The organism is Paenibacillus sp. GCM10023250 (genome assembly GCF_042653205.1).
GTDB lineage: Bacteria > Bacillota > Bacilli > Paenibacillales > Paenibacillaceae > Paenibacillus_Z.
The window spans coordinates 264,987-281,710 of the sequence record NZ_JBHSHY010000001.1; the positions used below are offsets into that span (position 1 = coordinate 264,987).

Here is a 16,724-nt window from a genome sequence, read left to right on the forward strand (position 1 = left end):
GTGTTTGATTCACTTACCGATTTCGCCTCGTGGTTCTTCGTCTCGGGCGACCCGCTGATCTACGGCGCGGACGTCGCGATTGCGCTGACGACGATCGCGATCGTCTTCGTCCTGAGCTACTTCGGCAAATGGGGCTGGCTGTGGCGCGAATGGCTGACGACAGTCGATCACAAGCGCGTCGGGATCATGTACATCATCGCGGCGCTGCTGATGCTGTTCCGCGGCGGCGTCGACGCCTTGATGATGCGGACGCAGCTGGCGTTTCCGGACATGAAATTCCTGTCGCCGGAGCATTACAACGAGGTATTCACGACGCACGGCGTCATCATGATCCTGTTCATGGCGATGCCGCTCATGTTCGGCCTGTTCAACATCGCCGTCCCGCTGCAGCTCGGGGCGCGCGACGTCGCGTTCCCGTTCTTGAACTCGCTCAGCTTCTGGCTGTTCTTCTTCGGCGCGATGCTGTTCAATATGTCCTTCGTCATCGGCGGCTCGCCGAATGCCGGGTGGCTGTCGTATCCGCCGCTATCGGAGCTGACGGGCAGCCCTACGGTAGGAGAAGACTTCTACATCTGGGGGATTCAAATTTCCGGGATCGGGTCCCTGATGACGGGCATCAACTTCATCGTCACCATCGTCAAGATGCGCGCCCCCGGGATGACCTGGTCGCGGGTGCCGATCTTCACGTGGTCGGTGCTTTCGAGCTGCATCGCGATTATCGTCGCGTTCCCCGTCCTGACGGTCACGCTGGCGCTGCTGTTCCTGGACCGCTTCCTGGGCGCGCACTTCTTCACGATGGACGGCGGCGGCAATGCCATGATGTACGTCAACCTGATCTGGATGTGGGGCCACCCGGAAGTGTACATCATCGTACTGCCCGCCTTCGGGATCTTCTCGGAGGTCGTCGCGGCCTTCTCGCGGAAGCGGCTGTTCGGCTACGGCTCCATGGTGTTCGCGATGCTCAGCATCAGCATCATGGCGTACTTCACCTGGCTGCATCACTTCTTCACGATGGGTTCGGGGGCGAACGTCAACCTGTTCTTCGCGATATCGACGATGATCATCGCGATTCCGACCGGGGTGAAAATTTTCAACTGGCTGTTCACGATGTTCCGCGGGCGGATCTCGTTCACGACGCCGATGCTCTGGACGATCGCCTTCATTCCGTGCTTCGTCGTAGGCGGCATGACCGGCGTCATGCTCTCGGTGGCGCCGGCGGATTTTCAGTTCCATAACAGCTATTTCCTCATCGCCCACTTCCATCAGGTTATCATCGGCGGGGTCGCGTTCGGCTACTTCGCGGGCTTGTATTACTGGTGGCCCAAAATGTTCGGCTTCAAGCTGAACGAGACCATCGGCAAATGGGCGTTCTGGATCTGGAACATCGGGTTCTACGTCTGCTTCATGCCGCAGTACGTGGTCGGTCTCGACGGCATGACCCGGCGCCTCAGCTCGTACGGCTGGGATTCGGGCTGGTGGGCGCTCAATTTCACGTCGACCGTCGGCGGCTTCCTCATGGGACTCGGCTTCCTGTTCCAGGTCTGGCAGATCGCGCACAGCATCAAGTTCATGGAGAGGGACGCGACTGGCGATCCGTGGAACGCCCGCACGCTGGAATGGTCCATCCCGTCGCCGGCGCCGCTCTATAACTTCGCCACCACGCCGATCGTTATGGACCGCGACGATTGGTGGGAGGAGAAGGAGCGCATCGCCGCGGGCAAGGCGCCCAAGGAGAAGCCGCCGCTCGAGCCGATCCATATGCCGAAAAACTCGCCGATCCCGTTCATTCAATCGGTCTGCTGGTTCACGGTCGGCTTCGGGCTCGTGTTCCACTGCCTCTGGATCGCGATTCCCGCTTTTATCGGCATCCTCTTGACGATGCTGGCCCATTCGTTCAATTACGACACCGATTACTACATTCCCGTAGACGAAATTCGCCAAACGGAAGCTAAAGCGGGGAGGATTGTCTGATGGCGCACGCTCATCATCCAACTGTCGGGCACGAGGGCGGTCATGAAGGCCATCACGATTTGGAGGAGCTTCGCAAATTCGGCTTCTGGATCTTTCTGATCACCGACTGTATCTTGTTCGCGACGCTGTTCGCCACCTTCCTCGTGATTCACAAGAATACGGCCGGCGGCCCCGGGCCGAAGGAGCTGTTCGAGCTGCCCGGCGTCATCGTCGAAACGTTCATCCTGCTGACGAGCAGCTTCACGAGCGGACTCGCCGTGCTGGCCATGAATGCGGGCAGCCGGAACGGACTGGTGGGCTGGCTGATCGTGACGATCCTGCTCGGGGCCAGCTTCGTCGGCATGGAAGTGACGGAATTCCTGAAGCTCGTGCACGAGGGGCATACGATTCATTCCAGCGCGTTTCTTTCCGGCTTCTTCACGCTGGTCGGCACGCACGGGCTGCACGTCTCGCTCGGCATCTGCTGGATCACGGCGCTGATCGTACAGCTGTCCCAGCGCGGCCTGACGCCGGTTACGACGCGGAAAGTGCAGATCACGAGCTTGTATTGGCACTTTCTGGACGCCGTGTGGATCTTCGTGTTCACGTTCGTATATTTGATGGGGGTGATCTGACGTGGCGAAGCATAACGCAATCGGACACGGAAGCCACGGCGGACATGCCGGGCATCACGGCTCGCTGAAGGAATATGTGATCGGCTTCGCGCTCTCCATCGTCCTGACGATCATTCCGATCCTGGCCGTCGTGGACGACTGGTTCGGGAAGACGGCCACGATCGTCGTGCTGCTGATCACGGCGGCGCTGCAATTCGCGGTGCAGCTGCTGTTCTTCATGCATCTGCGGGAAGAAGAGGGGCCGCGCTATAACCTCGTTACGCTCATTCTCGGCTTGATCATCGTCATCGTCGTCGTCTACGGATCCATTTGGATCATGGAGCATAACGCGATGTATTAAGCGCCCGAGCGCAGGAGGGGAAGGGCGGTTCTGCGATGTTGGCTAGGGATTACGAAAAAAACGTGCCTTTACCCTTGAATCTTCGCATAGAGTGAAGAGGAAAGGAGGTGAGGCGCAATGTTGTTCGATATCCAAGCCTTCATGCATTCCCTCTCCAAATGGCTCATCTTGCTCGGCTATGGCGGGTAGGTTGACAGGAACGTTACTTATATAAAGAGCCTCGAATCAGCGATGATCATGTTGAACGCTGTCGAGTTAATCAAGTTTAACGCGAAGCCCCGTTAGCGATTGTGCCTGCGGGGCTTTTGTTTTACCGTGCACATGTCCGATTTCCCCTTATTGAAAGTCGCGTTCCCCCCTACATGGAAGCTTGCATCCGGCTTATACTGAGTGCAAGAACGTAAGCAAGCGACATGGAATGGAGCGTGGGCGTAAAAATGAGTTTAATTGTGGAATCGCTTACATGCGAGTATCGCAAGAATCTGCTGGGCACGGACGTCAAAGTGCCTCGATTCGGATGGAAGCTGCGGTCGGACCGCCGGGGCACGCTGCAAGCCGCGTATCGGCTGCAGGTTGCGGGGGCTGACGGCGATTTCTCCGCGCCGGTCTGGGATTCCGGCTGCGTCGCGTCGGAGGCGTCGATTCAAGTTGCGTACGCCGGGCCCGAGCTGCGGTCGCGGACGGGCTACCTGGCGCGGGTGAAGGCGTGGGACGGCTTCGGCCGCGAATCGGCGTGGAGCGAGCCCGTCCGGTGGGAGACGGCGTTCTTGACGCCGTCGGAATGGCAGGCGAAGTGGATTACGCTGTCCGCGGCGGCGATCGATCCGCAAGCGAAGCCGGCCTTCCTGCTGGCGAAGCGATTCGCCGCTAAGGCAGACGTCGTATCCGCCCGCGTCTACGCGACGGCCGCGGGGGTGTACGAGCTGTACGTGAACGGCGAGAAGGTCGGCGACGAGCTGCTCGCGCCGGGCTGGACCAGCTACCGGAAACGGCAGCAGTATCAGACGTACGACGTGACGGACCAGTTGGCGGCCGGCGGCTTGAACAGCATCGGTGCCATGCTCGGCAACGGCTGGTACAAGGGCCGCCTCGGCTGGGCGACGGCCTCCGGTCTGTACGGCGACCGCCGGGCGCTGCTGCAGCTGCACATCGTCTATGCCGACGGGACGGAGGAGATCATCGGCAGCGATGATTCGTGGAAAGCGGCCGAACGCGCGATCCGCGAGGCTGAGCTGTACGACGGCGAGTCGTACGACGCGAACCTGGAGCAGCCCGGCTGGAGCACGGCGGCATTCGATGATTCGGCGTGGTGCGGCGTGGAGTGTCTCGCGCTGCCCGTCAAGCATCTCGTCGCCCAAGAGCATCTCCCGATGCGCGTCATCGAGACGATCAAGCCGCAGGCGCTGATCCGAACGCCGCGAGGCGAGGTCGTGCTCGACATGGGCCAGAACATGGTCGGCCGCGTTCGGATGACGCTGGACGTCCCGGCCGGCACGACCATTACGGTGAAGCATGCGGAGGTCCTCGATAAGGACGGCAATTTCTACGTCGGGAACCTGCGATCCGCCAAGCAGTTGATCGTCTACACCGCGGCCGGCGTGCCGGGCGAGACGTATGCGCCGACGTTCACGTTCATGGGCTTCCGCTATTTGTGCATCGAAGGATGGCCGGAGGCGCAGGAAGCAGGACTGCCAGGCGCCGTCGTAGGCGAAGTCATCCATACCGACATGGCGCCGACCGGCGAATTCGACTGCTCAAGCGAGATGATCAACCAGCTGCAGCGCAATATCCTATGGGGTCAGCGGGGCAATTTCGTCGACGTGCCGACGGACTGCCCGCAGCGCGACGAACGGCTAGGCTGGACAGGGGACGCGCAGGTTTTCGTGCGGACGGCCGCGTTCAACTATGACGTGGCGGCGTTCTTTACGAAGTGGCTGCGCGACCTGAAGGCCGACCAGAATCCGAACGGCGGCGTGCCGTTCGTCATTCCGAACGCGCTGAACGAGACGGACCCGCCGACGCCGCAGGAGAAGATCCCGTCCTCGGCCGCTTGGGGCGACGCCGCCGTAATCGTGCCGTGGACGATGTACCTCTGTTACGGCGACGTTAGGCTGTTAGCGGAGCAATACGAGAGCATGCGCGCGTGGGTCTCGTACATTCGCAGCCAAGGCGAGCACGAATATTTGTGGAACACCGGCTTCCATTTCGGCGACTGGCTGGGCTTGGATGCCAAGGAAAACAGCTATGTCGGCGCAACGCCGCGCGATCTGATCGCCACGGCCTTCTTCGCGTATTCGACCCGGCTCGTCCGCGAGACGGCGGTCGTGCTCGGCAGGGCGGCGGACGTGCGCGCCTACAGCGAGCTGTACGACCGGATCCGGGAAGCGTTCAACCGCGAATTCGTCACGCCGAACGGCCGTCTGGCCGCGCCGACGCAAACCGCGCACGTGCTTGCGCTGATGTTCGGCCTCGTCGAGGGCGACGTGAAGAAGCGGGTCGCGCGCGAGCTGAACGACCTGGTCGTACAAAACGATTACCATCTCACGACGGGCTTCGTCGGCACGCCGTACCTGTGCTTCGCCCTGTCGGATAACGGCTACCACGCGACGGCAGTAAAGCTGCTGATGCAGGAGACGTATCCGTCTTGGCTTTATTCCGTTACCAAAGGCGCGACAACGATATGGGAGCATTGGGACGGCATCAAGCCGGACGGCTCGTTCTGGAGCGACGACATGAACTCGTACAACCACTATGCATACGGCGCGATCGGCGAGTGGATGTACCGCTACGTGGCGGGGCTCGACATGGACGAATCGGAAGCGGCGTACAAGAAGCTTCGCATTCGCCCTCGATTCGCGGACGGGGCGCTGACGCACGCGCGCGCGGCGCTGGAATCGCCGTACGGCCGGATCGAAGCGGGCTGGGCGCAGGAAGCGGAGGAGACGATCGTGCGCATTATCGTTCCGGCGAACGCGACGGCCGAGCTGGTGCTGGACGGCATCGCGCTGGCGGAGCTGAAGGAGGACGGCCTCGCGGCTGAGCTGGCCGAAGGTGTCACGGCAGCCGAAGAAACGGACGGCGGCGCAAGGCTCACGCTGGGCTCGGGCAGCTATGCGTTCCGCTATCCGGCGAAACGCCCGGCGGAGCAGGAGACGGTCATGGCTTAGCGTGAAGTTAACGGCATGAATTAACGACTTAAAGTAAATGTAAAAACCGTAGCGGTCCGTTGTTGCGACTGCTTCGGTTTGGTGCGATTATGCGGCGGTTGAGGGAGATGACGCCATCTATTAACCCCGTTAAGTATATCGGGTGAATCTCGCCGTATTCCTCCCGATATAGAGCGCCGTTTCGGCTGCCTATCTTGCGTATGCGGTAACGTTCAAGTATAAGCGTGTTTTCCTCGTCCGCGCAGAGCGCGATATGATAGGATGAATGGGAGATGATGGCAGGGCCATCCATTTCATCCTAATACGCAATCTGCGACCGACCGAGAGGAGACCTTTATATGGCCGATCAACTATTCGAAGAACCGCGCCTTGCGGACCTTTACGATCTATTCGATTCGCCCGAACGGGAGGATCTGGATCCTTATGTCGCCATGGCGGCGGAATTTGACGCGCAGTCGGTTCTTGACCTTGGCTGCGGGACCGGCAATCTTGCCTGCCGGCTGGCTGCCCTGGGCAAGACGGTCACCGGCGTCGATCCGGCGCTTGCGTCGCTCGCCGTTGCCCGCCGCAAGCCGTTCGCGGAACGGGTCCAGTGGCTCCACGGCACGGCGGCCTCGATTGCCGGCATGCGCGTCGATATGATCACGATGACCGGCAACGTCGCCCAGGTCTTCGTCACGGACGTAGAATGGGCAGCCACGCTTCGCGATTGCCGGGCGGCGCTGCGGCCCGGCGGTAGGCTGGTATTCGAGGTTCGCGATCCCGCCCGTGAAGCCTGGCAGAATTGGAATCGGGCGCGGACCTATGAGGAGATCGTCACGCCTGCCGGCGAAAGAGTAGAATCTTGGACCGATCTGCTGGATGTGCAGCTGCCGCTCGTCACCTTCCGCCATACCTTTGTCTTCCACGGCGACGGCCAGGTGCTGACCTCGGACTCGACGCTGAGGTTCCGAAGCAAGGCCGAAATCACGGACGACTTGACGGCAGCCGGCCTGTGCGTCGAAGACGTCCGGGACGCGCCGGACCGCCCCGGACTGGAATTCGTCTTCGTCACGACGCGCCCCTTGTCCGAGTGACCGTCCGGAAACGCTGCCGGCAAGCAGCGAACCAACTCCATCCGAGAAGGAGCCGATTCCATGCTAGAAAGCATCAGCGAGCATCTGTATCTCTACGAAGACACCTGCAACGTGTACGTGATTCGACAGGATAACGAGGCGGTCCTGATCGATTTTGGATCCGGGGCCGTGCTGGAGGAGCTCCGGTCCATCGGCGTGGAACGGGTCACAGATATTTTGATGACCCACCATCACCGGGATCAGGTTCAAGGACTGAATCGGGCCGTCGCCGCCGGAGCGCGGCTATGGGTGCCGCATCATGAGCAGGACTTGTTCACGAATGTCGATCTTCACTGGCACGGACGCGAAATTTACAATAACTACGATGTCCGCCAGGATAAATTCTCCTTGTTGGAGCCGGTCGCGATTGCCGGCACGTTTACAGACCATTCCCGTCATATGTTCGGCGGACGCGCCTATTCCATCTTCCCGACGCCCGGTCATACCATCGGCTCGATCTCGATCCTTACTGAGGTTGACGGCAAGCGGGTGGCGTTTACGGGCGACTTGATCGCCGCGCCCGGCAAGGTATGGTCGATGTCGGCGACGCAATGGTCCTATAACGGATGCGAAGGCGTGATGAGCACCGTCCTATCGGCGATGGATTTACTCGGCCAAGAACTCCAGCTGCTGCTTCCTTCCCACGGCGAAGTCATGCGGGATCCCGCTTCGGCCCTTGAGCTGCTGACGGACCGGATGAAGCGTCTCTTGCGCCTGCGCGGGCAGGATGCGGGCTTGGAGGAGGTGTTGAATCCCGTCTTCACGGAAATCACGCCTCATCTGATCTGGAATCCCCGTTCCTTCGCCAATACGTACGCGCTGCTGTCCAAGAGCGGCAAAGCGCTGCTGATCGACTTCGGCTATCCGAACGTTCATCAAACCTTCTACGCGGGCACTGACCGTTCTTCGCGCCGTCCGGGGTTGCGGCAGATCGAGCAGTTGAAGCGGCGCTATCGGCTGAAATCGATCGACGTCGTCATCCCGACGCACTATCATGACGATCATGTCGCCGGCCTGAATTTGCTGCGAGACGTGGAGGGCGCCGAGACGTGGGTCGCGGACAATTTTGCCGATCTGCTCGAACATCCGTCGCGCTACGACGTGCCGTGCATCTGGTACGATCCCATCCCGGTCGACCGCAGGCTGCCGCTCGAGCAGCCGATCCGGTGGGAGGAATACGAGCTTCAGCTGTATGCGCAGCCCGGCCATACGCTCTATGCGGTCGCGATCGCCTTCGAGGTCGACGGGAAGAAGGTCGTGGCCATCGGCGATCAGCAGGGCACGGACGGGAAGCTGAACAATTATGTCTATAAAAACAAGTTCCGTACGCACGATTATACGTTGAGCGCCGAGCTGTATCGCAGGCTGAACCCCGACATCATCGTCTCCGGACATTGGGACCCGCTGCACGTTACGGCCGAATACTTGGACCGGCTTGCCCGCGACGGCGAGGAGCTGAGGGCGCTCCACGAGCTTCTGCTGCCGCTCGATCGGATCGATATGGGGGCCGAAGGGTTCTGTGCCTGGATCAAGCCGTATCAGCTGGAACTCAAGGACGGGGAAGCGGCCGAGATTACGGTGGACGTGTTGAATCCGTTGGCAGCCCGTGAGAAGGCCACGGTGACGCTGGTTGCTCCGCAAGGCTGGGACGTCGAGGATAACGGCCGGCAGCTCGAGATCGAACCGAAGGCTATCGAACAGGTACGGTTTCGCTTAACCGCTCCCGCCGGTCTCTCTGTGAAACGGGCGCGAATCGCCGCCGACATCACGGTCGGCGCGCGACGATTGGGCCAGCAAGCCGAGGCGCTGATCACGGTAACGGGCTGTCAGCCATCATAAATTTTCCGAAAAAGCGCCGATAAGGTGCTTTTTCTCGTCTGCGATCCGTCTGCTGATTCGTCACAGCTGCCCAAGAACAGATGATCGTACATGATTTCTGGATGATGATCGATCGGGCATCGGGCTATCAATGAAGCATTTATTCATAGCGGCGGATGTGGTAAGTTTGGAGGAGATAAGCAGGTAGCGTAAACAAGGAGCTGGGCCGCATGTATTTGAAAAACATCTCACTCGAACGGAAGGAGGACGCGGATCCGCGTGAATATCCGTTCTCGATTCCGGCCGTCCGTTCATTAACGACATTAAATTTCACCTCGAACGTCACGTTCTTCGTCGGAGAGAACGGCTCCGGAAAGTCGACGCTGCTGGAAGCGATCGCCTACCAGTGCGGCTTCAACACGGCCGGGGGCGGGCGAAGCAACGCGTACGAGGTGGACGCTTCCGCCTCCGCGCTCGGCCGCCATCTGCGGCTGTCGTGGATGCCGAAGGTTACGAATGGCTTCTTCCTCCGGGCCGAGACATTCTATAATTTCGCCAGTCATATCGACACGCTGCCGGGATCGCTGCCGTATTACGGCGGCCGGTCGCTGCACGCGCAGTCGCACGGCGAGGCGTTCCTGTCGCTATTCAAACATCGGTTCGGCGGACGCGCGATCTATCTGCTGGACGAACCGGAAGCCGCGTTGTCGCCGGCCAGACAGCTGGCTCTGCTGCGGATTATCCATGATCTCGAGCATGATGCGCAGTTCATCATCGCCACGCATTCGCCGATCTTGCTCGGGTACCCCGGCGCGCACATCTGCGACTTCGATGCGGTGCCGATCCGCGGCATTCGGTATGAGGATACGCTGCATTATTTGCTCACGAGAAGATTTCTGGATAACCGAGAGCGCGTGCTCCAGGAACTGTTCGAGGACAGCGAAGACGACGATAGCGATTGATGCGGCCGGCAGCTATATGCGCCGCCGAGCATCCGGTGGCGCGCCGCGCTTCGCCTATACAGCTATACATAGACGCGCATCACGCAGCGCGTAACGAAAACCCCCATGTTCGCAGCGGCCATCCGCTGAACATGGGGGGTGTCCTTGCGTATCCTTGCGACGATTTGGCGGCCGGTCAGGCATCCTTCGATAGGCGGCCGACGAGCAGCAGCATGAGGAACGAGAGCATGATCATCGCGCAAGCCCAAGCCCAAGCCATCGTCATGCTTCCGCCGTCGGACGCCACGTAGATGGCGGTCGGGATCGTCTGCGTCCGGCCGGGGATGTTGCCCGCGACCATGAGCGTTGCCCCGAATTCGCCGAGCCCCCGGCAGAAGCCGAGGATGTAGCCCGAGGCGAGCGAACGCGCGGCGAGCGGCACCGAGATATGGCGGAACACCTGCCATTCGTTTGCGCCCATTGCGCGTGCGGCGTTCTCCAGGTCGGTGTCGACGCCTTGCAGGCCGGTCTTGATCGTCCGGTACGCCAGCGGGAACGCGACGACCGCCGCGGCGATGACAGCGGCTCCCCACGTGAACAATATCGGTCCGCCGGAGAGCGACTCATACGCTTTGCCGATCCAGCCGCGCCGTCCGATCACCACGAGCAGGATGATACCGACGACGGTCGGCGGCAGCACGAGAGGGAGGAGTAGGACCGTTTCGAGCACCCGCTTGCCGAAGAACCGGGCCCGCGCCATCGGCCACGCGATGAACAGCGAAGCCGCGAACACAAGGACGCTGGCGACGATGGCAATTTGGACGGATAATCCGATCGGATTCCAGAAGGTAGACCAATCCATGTTGAACTCCTTGAAGAAAATAGGATCACGGCGGCTGCAGCTTTGTATGGAAGTTATCGTAACATATCCCTTAGAGGTTTGAGTAGTATTCAGGATGATTTAGACCTATTTAGACATAATTAATAAGCGGAGTGGACCATAAAAAAGCATCCGCAAGCTGACGGCGGAATGGCCATCAGCTTACGGATGCCGGAGGCAAGCGAGCGCTGTGATTGCATAATGGTTTACATAATAATAATTATGTTATTCCTAAATGAAGATAACGAATGCGCCACATGATTATTTTGACGCTTCAAATGGCTCGATATGAATATGGACATGCGAAATCTGATGCAGATCGAACATTTGCCGTTCGACTTGTTCGGTGATGACATGGCTTTCTTCGACGTTGAGCCAACGATCGACGCCGATCGTCACGTCGACGAGCTTGTTGTTTCCATGAGCCCGTGCTTTGATGTCGATGATTTTTTCGACGCCGGGCACGCTCCGAATCGTCTGCTGCATGATTTGAAGCTCGCCATCGTCAAAGCCGTCCGTGAGCGCATGCGTCGCGTCGCGGAAGATGCACCACGCCGTCCGGCAAATAATGAGGCCGACGATGCCTGCCGTAAGCGGATCCAGCCAAGGCAATCCCCATCCGGCTCCCAAAATGCCGACGAATGCGCCGATACTTACGAGTGCGTCCGAACGGTTGTCCTGCGCCGCGGCCATAAGCGCCTGGCTGTTGATGCGTTTCGCGAGCCTAAGATTATACAGATAGACGAGATAGATTGCCGCAGCCGAGAACAGCGCCGTCCATGCCGCGATGCCGCCTTCCGTAGCGAGCTTCGGATCGCGGAACGAGCCAACCGCTTGTACCAGCACCTGAATGCCGACCGCGAACATAATGAATGAGGCGACTAGCGCGGATATCGTCTCCGCCCGGAAATGACCGTAGCGATGATCGGCATCCGGCGGCTTGCGCGAGATGCGCAGACCGATTAGGACCGCTAACGACGCAACGATGTCCGTCGAGTTGTTCAGTCCGTCCGCCGACAGCGCCTCCGAACCGGTCCAGAGACCGATCGTGAGCTTGAGCGCAGCGAGGCATAGATAAGCGGCAATGCTGACCCATGCGCCTTTTTCGCCTTTCTTCATATTTTCGTAAATGCTTTCCATTCCCAACCTCCATCGATAGTGCTTCGTTGGTAATGATATAAGACGATTACCATGTGGGTCTAGAGAAACAGTGTTGTCGGCATCCTCAAAAATAAGCGGGCTTCAACAATGTTGCGCATGTCCAAATTGTCGTTAGTTTACATAATATTAGTTATGTTTTTTAATGCAGCGAATTAAATTCCGTTCACTGCCGAGGCGCTACGCTTCCGGCTATTAGCAGTCTTCCCAGGAAAGCGGCGTTTTGCGCGTTAGGGATTTATATTAAGGGCGTTAATCATATGAAATGACATGCACTTGTAAGGCAGCTTTTTTTATTTTGGATAGGTCAAAATAAGCTTAAGGATATCCAAATAGCGGGGACGATACCCTTCTTGACTTTGAGTATACTCCAAGTTATAGAATGCAATTGATCAGGCCGACTACCGGATAAACCGGCTTGCAGAAAGGAGCGAGTATGGAGACATTCACGATCTCGGACATTGAGCAACGGACAGGGTTCAGTCAAGATACGATTCGCTATTACGAAAGGATTGGGCTGCTGCCGGAGATACGGCGTAAAGCTAACGGACGGCGAGAGTACAGCCAAGCCGATCTCGATTGCTTCACGTTTGTCGCTTTTCTAAAGCGTGCCAACATGCCGTTGAAGGAAATCGAACGATATATCATGTTCTATAATGCCCAAAATTACAAAGGATGTATTACCGTTCTTCAAGACCATAAGATCATGATTGAAGAGCAGATAGCGGACATGTTGACGGCTTTGGATATGATGAAATACAAGATCGCGAATTATCAGGAGCTCATGGGCCACGACCCGTCGCAGACGGGACCCGCGAATGAAGGGGGACATTTACTTGAGGATAACTAATGAATATACGATCACGCCGCAGGAACCGATACGATCCGGCTATGGACATCATACGACCGCGAAGGAGGCGCTTGGCGGACGTGATTTGTCGGGAAAAACCGCCGTCGTAACGGGAGGTTACTCGGGAATCGGACTGGAGACCGTTCGCGTTTTGACGGAGGCGGGTGCTGCGGTCATCGTGCCGGCGCGAACATTGGATAAGGCCCGTGCTTCTCTCGCCGGCATGTCGCACGTGGAACTAGAGGAACTAGATCTCATGAACCCGGCATCGATCGACGCCTTTGCACAGCGATTTCTCGATTCTGGCCGCCCGCTTGATATGCTCATCCACAGCGCCGGCATCATGGTACCGCCGTTAAAGCGCGACGCCAGAGGGTATGAGTCCCAGTTTGCTACCAATCATCTGGGTCACTTCCAGCTTACCGCCCGGCTGTGGCCGGCATTAAAAAAGGCGGGTGGAGCTAGAGTTGTCGTGGTCTCATCGTCAGCTATCAGCATGGGCGGGGTCGATTTCGACGATCCTCATTTTGAGCGTAAGGAATATGACCGTTGGATTGCTTATGCGCAGTCCAAATCCGCCAATTCGCTGTTCGCCGTTGAACTCGACAAGCGCGGATATTCATCTGGCGTACGTGCCTTTGCTCTTCACCCGGGTATAGTAGAGACCGATTTGGCGGTCAACCTGACGGATGACGAAATGCTAGCGATTTATGCACACGATAATAAGGGGCGCCGCAGCGAGAACCCCCTTTTAAAAACGGTCGAGCAGGGAGCCGCAACTTCCATTTGGTGCGCGACAAGCCCGCAACTTGACGGAAAAGGCGGCGTTTACTGCGAAGATGTCGATATCGCCAACATTTCAACTGCTGATTCCTCGTCTGCGCAGTCAGGAGTGACGCCATGGGCCATCGATCCCAGCTTGGCTTCGCGGCTTTGGCGGCTTAGCGAGAAATTGACTGGCATCACATTTGAAACCTGAGTAGTAACTAGATTGCTGAAATTAATAGAAGATTCGCGATATTGCGCAATAATAATGGATAAAAACTCACAAATGGAGGTTACACAATTGAAAACGCAAAACCATACCGTACCGCAAACGCCGATTCCATCCGGATTCGGGCCTCGAACGACTGCCCTAGAGGCTTTAGGCGGTCAGAACTTGGCCGGCAAGACCGCCATCGTGACAGGGGGTTATTCCGGACTTGGTCTGGAAACGGTAAAAGTACTTGCATCGGCCGGAGCGTCCGTCATTGTTCCAGTGCGTACACCCGAGAAAGCAGATGCCGCTTTAAAGGAAGTACCTGGCGTGGAGGTAGAGCGAATGGATTTAATCAATCCGGCTTCCATTGATTCGTTCGCTGAGCGTTTCTTATCCTCCGGTCGTCCGTTGCATATCCTTATCAATTCCGCAGGAATCATGGCATCACCGCTTAACCGTGACTCGCGGGGCTATGAATTGCAGTTTGTTACGAACCATTTGGGGCATTTTCAGCTTGCATTACGCTTATGGCCCGCGCTTAAAGCAGCGGGAGGCGCTAGAATCGTTACCGTATCTTCGCGCGCTCATCAACTTGCCGGCATCGATTTTGAAGATCCCAACTTTCAGGATCGCCCCTATGACAAATGGCTGGCGTACGGGCAGTCTAAAACGGCTAACGCTTTGTTCGCCGCTGCGATTGACAAACGAGGGGAGCCACACAAGATTCGGGCCTTTTCGGTTCATCCAGGTACGATCGTGACAGACTTGTCCCGTAATCTGAGCACGGATGAATTGCGGGCAATGGGAGCGCTGAATGAACAGGGGGAGCACGTATTTACGGAGTACAACGATGAACGAAAGACGATCGAAGAAGGGGCGGCAACGGTGATCTGGTGTGCAGTTCATCCCCAACTCGAAGGGAAGGGAGGCGTCTATTGTGAGAATGTCGATATTGCGGTTATCACGGACACTCCCTACGCCCCTGGTGTATTTGAATGGGCAGTGAACGATACGGACGCCGAACGGCTTTGGACTTTAAGTGAACAATTGAGCGGCTTGAAATTCATCGTATAAATAAATAGTCGGAGGTGATTTCGTGTCGGTATATGTGCTCATCCACGGCGCTTGGCACGGGGCGTGGTGTTGGCGGAAAGTGATTCCTTTACTCGAATCAGCAGGCCACCGTGCCATTGCCATTGATTTACCAGGGCACGGGGAAGACAGAACGCCACTATCAGAGGTAACGCTCGAAGCCTATGCGAAACGTGTTACCTCTGTCATTGATGGAATCGATCAAGAGGAGGTTATACTGGTCGGCCACAGCATGGGCGGGATGGCAGTATCGCAAGCTGCTGAATATCGACCCAATCGAATTAAATCGATTGTTTATATATCGGGATTTTTATTTAAGAATGGTCAAACTATGCTCGATGTGATTCCGCCTCATCCATATGTCCATATTTCTGATGATGGTGCTACGATGACCGTTTCAAAACTTAAAGTAGAAGATATGTTATACAACAACTGTCAAATGGAAGACATTCTAGAGGCTATATCCCGGTGGGAGGTGATACAGACCATACACCGATATTTTCAACTCCTGACCAACTAAGCAGCATTCTTCTATATCTAGAAGCTCGGTGATTTGGCGAGCGGAAGAAGCAAACCAAACCGTTCATCCTAATAGGCTGGCGGTTTGGTTTGTATATATTTAACTATTTCACAAAACCCGTATTTTATACAGATGTCTATATAATTACTCAATGCCTTGCCTTGCCGTTTCGTGTAACGACCTCTCTTCGTAATCTTCGTTTGTCCCTTGTGTTTACCGGACGTGTTTACTTTTAGATTCAAGCCGGCGAGCTTAACGGCAGCCTGTTTTGATATGGATGCCGTTTTGATTAAGTTTCAAAGCCAGCGCTTTAAAGCTTACCAATGGCGCAGGGTCTCGGACAGCGTACGGTGCTCGTCAAGCTGGCAGCCGGTATCATCATTATTTCGCTCGCCGGCGGTTCCGTCGCCATCGCGGGGCCAGTCGGCTTCATCGGGTTGATCGTTCCGACGGCCGCCCGCCTGTTCGGCGGCAACGATTATCGCTGGCTCGTCCCCTACAGCGCCGTGCTCGGTGCACTCCTAGTCGTGGCGGCCGACATCGCCGGCCGCTTCGTCATTCGGCCGGAAGAGCTTCCGGTCGGGGTCATGACCGCGATTATCGGCATTCCGGCCTTTATCTTTATTGCTCGAAGGGGAGGCCTCAAGCGATGAAATCTTCTTCGTCCATTCGGTCCAACCCACCTCCCTTGTATCAAGCAGCCCCGAAGAAACCGATATCGTTCGTGCTGCCGCTCGCCGTTATCGCTTTGACGACCATGTTGGCAGGGGCTTCGCTCGGCGACATGCGCATCCATCCGTTCGACGTAATCCTCGCCCTGTTCTGCAGCGGCTCAGAGGAACATGAACTTGTCGTTCTATCGCTTCGGCTTCCCCGGATCGTGGTCGGCTTCCTCGTCGGCATGGCGCTTGCCGCGGCCGGTTCGATTCTGCAGGGCATTATTCGCAATCCGCTCGCCTCCCCCGATATGATCGGCATTACGAGCGGGGCTTCCGTGGCGGCAGTCGCGTTCATTAGTTATCTGTCGGGGACGGTCGGCATTATTTGGCTGCCAGCGGCGGCAATGGCGGGCGCGGCCGTAGCCGCGATCTTGATTTACCTGCTTGCCTGGAAACGAGGCGTAACCTCGATCCGGCTCGTGCTGGTCGGTATCGGAATCAACTTCCTGCTCGCTGCCGGAACCAAGGTGATGCTGCTCAAAAATCCGGAGTATTCGTGCCTCCAATAGTTTGTGATTAATTTCACATAATTCGAGAAAAGAAAACCAAGTTCTTGATTA

The 16,724-nt window shown here is 57.5% G+C and carries 15 protein-coding genes and 1 pseudogene; 13 read left to right on the forward strand and 3 right to left on the reverse strand.

All coding sequences use genetic code 11. The features are described from left to right. From ACFPB1_RS01195 to ACFPB1_RS01225, 7 genes are all read left to right on the forward strand, one after another. A complete protein-coding gene (locus ACFPB1_RS01195; protein WP_379220996.1) occupies nucleotides 1–1,971 on the forward strand; it encodes a cbb3-type cytochrome c oxidase subunit I in 1,971 nt (656 codons plus the stop codon). Continuing rightward, complete coding sequence (gene cyoC, locus ACFPB1_RS01200; RefSeq protein ID WP_379220998.1) at nucleotides 1,971–2,585, forward strand: cytochrome o ubiquinol oxidase subunit III; 615 nt, start codon at nucleotides 1,971–1,973, stop codon at nucleotides 2,583–2,585. Before ACFPB1_RS01195 ends, cyoC begins: the two co-directional genes overlap by 1 nt. Nucleotide 2,586: 1 nt before the next feature. After that, nucleotides 2,587–2,925, forward strand: a complete 339-nt coding sequence (cyoD, locus tag ACFPB1_RS01205; protein ID WP_379221000.1) for a cytochrome o ubiquinol oxidase subunit IV — start codon at nucleotides 2,587–2,589, stop codon at nucleotides 2,923–2,925. Between the two features lie 437 nt (nucleotides 2,926–3,362). Further along, nucleotides 3,363–6,092, forward strand: coding sequence for an alpha-L-rhamnosidase (locus ACFPB1_RS01210; RefSeq protein WP_379221002.1), 2,730 nt, complete (start codon nucleotides 3,363–3,365; stop codon nucleotides 6,090–6,092). 338 nt (nucleotides 6,093–6,430) lie between these two features. Further along, the gene (locus ACFPB1_RS01215) at nucleotides 6,431–7,168 is read left to right on the forward strand and encodes a class I SAM-dependent methyltransferase (RefSeq protein WP_379221004.1); all 738 of its coding nucleotides are present in this window, start codon (nucleotides 6,431–6,433) and stop codon (nucleotides 7,166–7,168) included. A gap of 60 nt (nucleotides 7,169–7,228) precedes the next feature. Continuing rightward, nucleotides 7,229–9,046: an MBL fold metallo-hydrolase gene (locus ACFPB1_RS01220; protein WP_379221006.1), complete on the forward strand. Its 1,818-nt coding sequence runs from the start codon at nucleotides 7,229–7,231 to the stop codon at nucleotides 9,044–9,046. Nucleotides 9,047–9,255: 209 nt separating this feature from the next. Beyond that, nucleotides 9,256–9,987, forward strand: a complete 732-nt coding sequence (locus ACFPB1_RS01225; protein ID WP_379221008.1) for an AAA family ATPase — start codon at nucleotides 9,256–9,258, stop codon at nucleotides 9,985–9,987. Nucleotides 9,988–10,162: 175 nt separating this feature from the next. Here the strand turns inward: ACFPB1_RS01225 and modB are convergent, their stop codons facing one another. Beyond that, the gene (modB, locus tag ACFPB1_RS01230; RefSeq protein WP_379221010.1) at nucleotides 10,163–10,828 is read right to left on the reverse strand and encodes a molybdate ABC transporter permease subunit; all 666 of its coding nucleotides are present in this window, start codon (nucleotides 10,826–10,828) and stop codon (nucleotides 10,163–10,165) included. Nucleotides 10,829–11,107: 279 nt separating this feature from the next. Next, nucleotides 11,108–11,986, reverse strand: coding sequence for a cation diffusion facilitator family transporter (locus tag ACFPB1_RS01235; protein WP_379221012.1), 879 nt, complete (start codon nucleotides 11,984–11,986; stop codon nucleotides 11,108–11,110). A 454-nt stretch (nucleotides 11,987–12,440) separates the two neighbouring features. On the opposite strand from ACFPB1_RS01235, the gene ACFPB1_RS01240 reads away from it, so the two are divergent. The 4 genes from ACFPB1_RS01240 (at nucleotide 12,441) to ACFPB1_RS01255 (ending at nucleotide 15,445) form a co-directional block, all read left to right on the forward strand. Continuing rightward, nucleotides 12,441–12,854: a MerR family transcriptional regulator gene (locus ACFPB1_RS01240; protein ID WP_379221014.1), complete on the forward strand. Its 414-nt coding sequence runs from the start codon at nucleotides 12,441–12,443 to the stop codon at nucleotides 12,852–12,854. Then, a complete protein-coding gene (locus ACFPB1_RS01245) occupies nucleotides 12,841–13,833 on the forward strand; it encodes an oxidoreductase (RefSeq protein WP_379221017.1) in 993 nt (330 codons plus the stop codon). Before ACFPB1_RS01240 ends, ACFPB1_RS01245 begins: the two co-directional genes overlap by 14 nt. Before the next feature lie 87 nt (nucleotides 13,834–13,920). Then, nucleotides 13,921–14,907, forward strand: coding sequence for an SDR family NAD(P)-dependent oxidoreductase (locus tag ACFPB1_RS01250; RefSeq protein WP_379221019.1), 987 nt, complete (start codon nucleotides 13,921–13,923; stop codon nucleotides 14,905–14,907). Between the two features lie 22 nt (nucleotides 14,908–14,929). After that, nucleotides 14,930–15,445 carry an alpha/beta fold hydrolase gene (locus ACFPB1_RS01255; RefSeq protein ID WP_379221022.1) on the forward strand — a complete coding sequence of 172 codons (516 nt, stop codon included), beginning with the start codon at nucleotides 14,930–14,932 and terminating at the stop codon, nucleotides 15,443–15,445. Nucleotides 15,446–15,594: 149 nt separating this feature from the next. Here ACFPB1_RS01255 and ACFPB1_RS01260 read toward each other — a convergent pair. Then, a pseudogene (locus ACFPB1_RS01260) lies at nucleotides 15,595–15,711 on the reverse strand (transposase); the annotation flags it as partial. A 57-nt stretch (nucleotides 15,712–15,768) separates the two neighbouring features. On the opposite strand from ACFPB1_RS01260, the gene ACFPB1_RS01265 reads away from it, so the two are divergent. Both ACFPB1_RS01265 and ACFPB1_RS01270 read left to right on the forward strand, forming a co-directional pair. Continuing rightward, nucleotides 15,769–16,098 (forward strand): FecCD family ABC transporter permease, encoded by a 330-nt coding sequence (locus ACFPB1_RS01265; RefSeq protein ID WP_379221024.1) that lies wholly within the window; start codon nucleotides 15,769–15,771, stop codon nucleotides 16,096–16,098. Further along, the gene (locus ACFPB1_RS01270; RefSeq protein WP_379221026.1) at nucleotides 16,095–16,673 is read left to right on the forward strand and encodes an iron chelate uptake ABC transporter family permease subunit; all 579 of its coding nucleotides are present in this window, start codon (nucleotides 16,095–16,097) and stop codon (nucleotides 16,671–16,673) included. The genes ACFPB1_RS01265 and ACFPB1_RS01270 overlap by 4 nt, the downstream gene beginning before the upstream one ends. Nucleotides 16,674–16,724 lie beyond the last annotated feature (51 nt).

Excerpts from the sequence above, each read along its gene's own strand:
- ACFPB1_RS01220 (WP_379221006.1), top strand. The coding sequence starts at position 7,229 with ATGCTAGAAAGCATCAGCGAGCATCTGTATCTCTACGAAGACACCTGC.
- ACFPB1_RS01215 (WP_379221004.1), top strand. The coding sequence starts at position 6,431 with ATGGCCGATCAACTATTCGAAGAACCGCGCCTTGCGGACCTTTACGAT.
- modB (WP_379221010.1), bottom strand. The coding sequence starts at position 10,828 with ATGGATTGGTCTACCTTCTGGAATCCGATCGGATTATCCGTCCAAATT.
- ACFPB1_RS01265 (WP_379221024.1), top strand. The coding sequence starts at position 15,769 with ATGGCGCAGGGTCTCGGACAGCGTACGGTGCTCGTCAAGCTGGCAGCC.
- ACFPB1_RS01225 (WP_379221008.1), top strand. The coding sequence starts at position 9,256 with ATGTATTTGAAAAACATCTCACTCGAACGGAAGGAGGACGCGGATCCG.
- ACFPB1_RS01210 (WP_379221002.1), top strand. The coding sequence starts at position 3,363 with ATGAGTTTAATTGTGGAATCGCTTACATGCGAGTATCGCAAGAATCTG.
- ACFPB1_RS01235 (WP_379221012.1), bottom strand. The coding sequence starts at position 11,986 with ATGGAAAGCATTTACGAAAATATGAAGAAAGGCGAAAAAGGCGCATGG.
- ACFPB1_RS01270 (WP_379221026.1), top strand. The coding sequence starts at position 16,095 with ATGAAATCTTCTTCGTCCATTCGGTCCAACCCACCTCCCTTGTATCAA.
- ACFPB1_RS01240 (WP_379221014.1), top strand. The coding sequence starts at position 12,441 with ATGGAGACATTCACGATCTCGGACATTGAGCAACGGACAGGGTTCAGT.
- cyoC (WP_379220998.1), top strand. The coding sequence starts at position 1,971 with ATGGCGCACGCTCATCATCCAACTGTCGGGCACGAGGGCGGTCATGAA.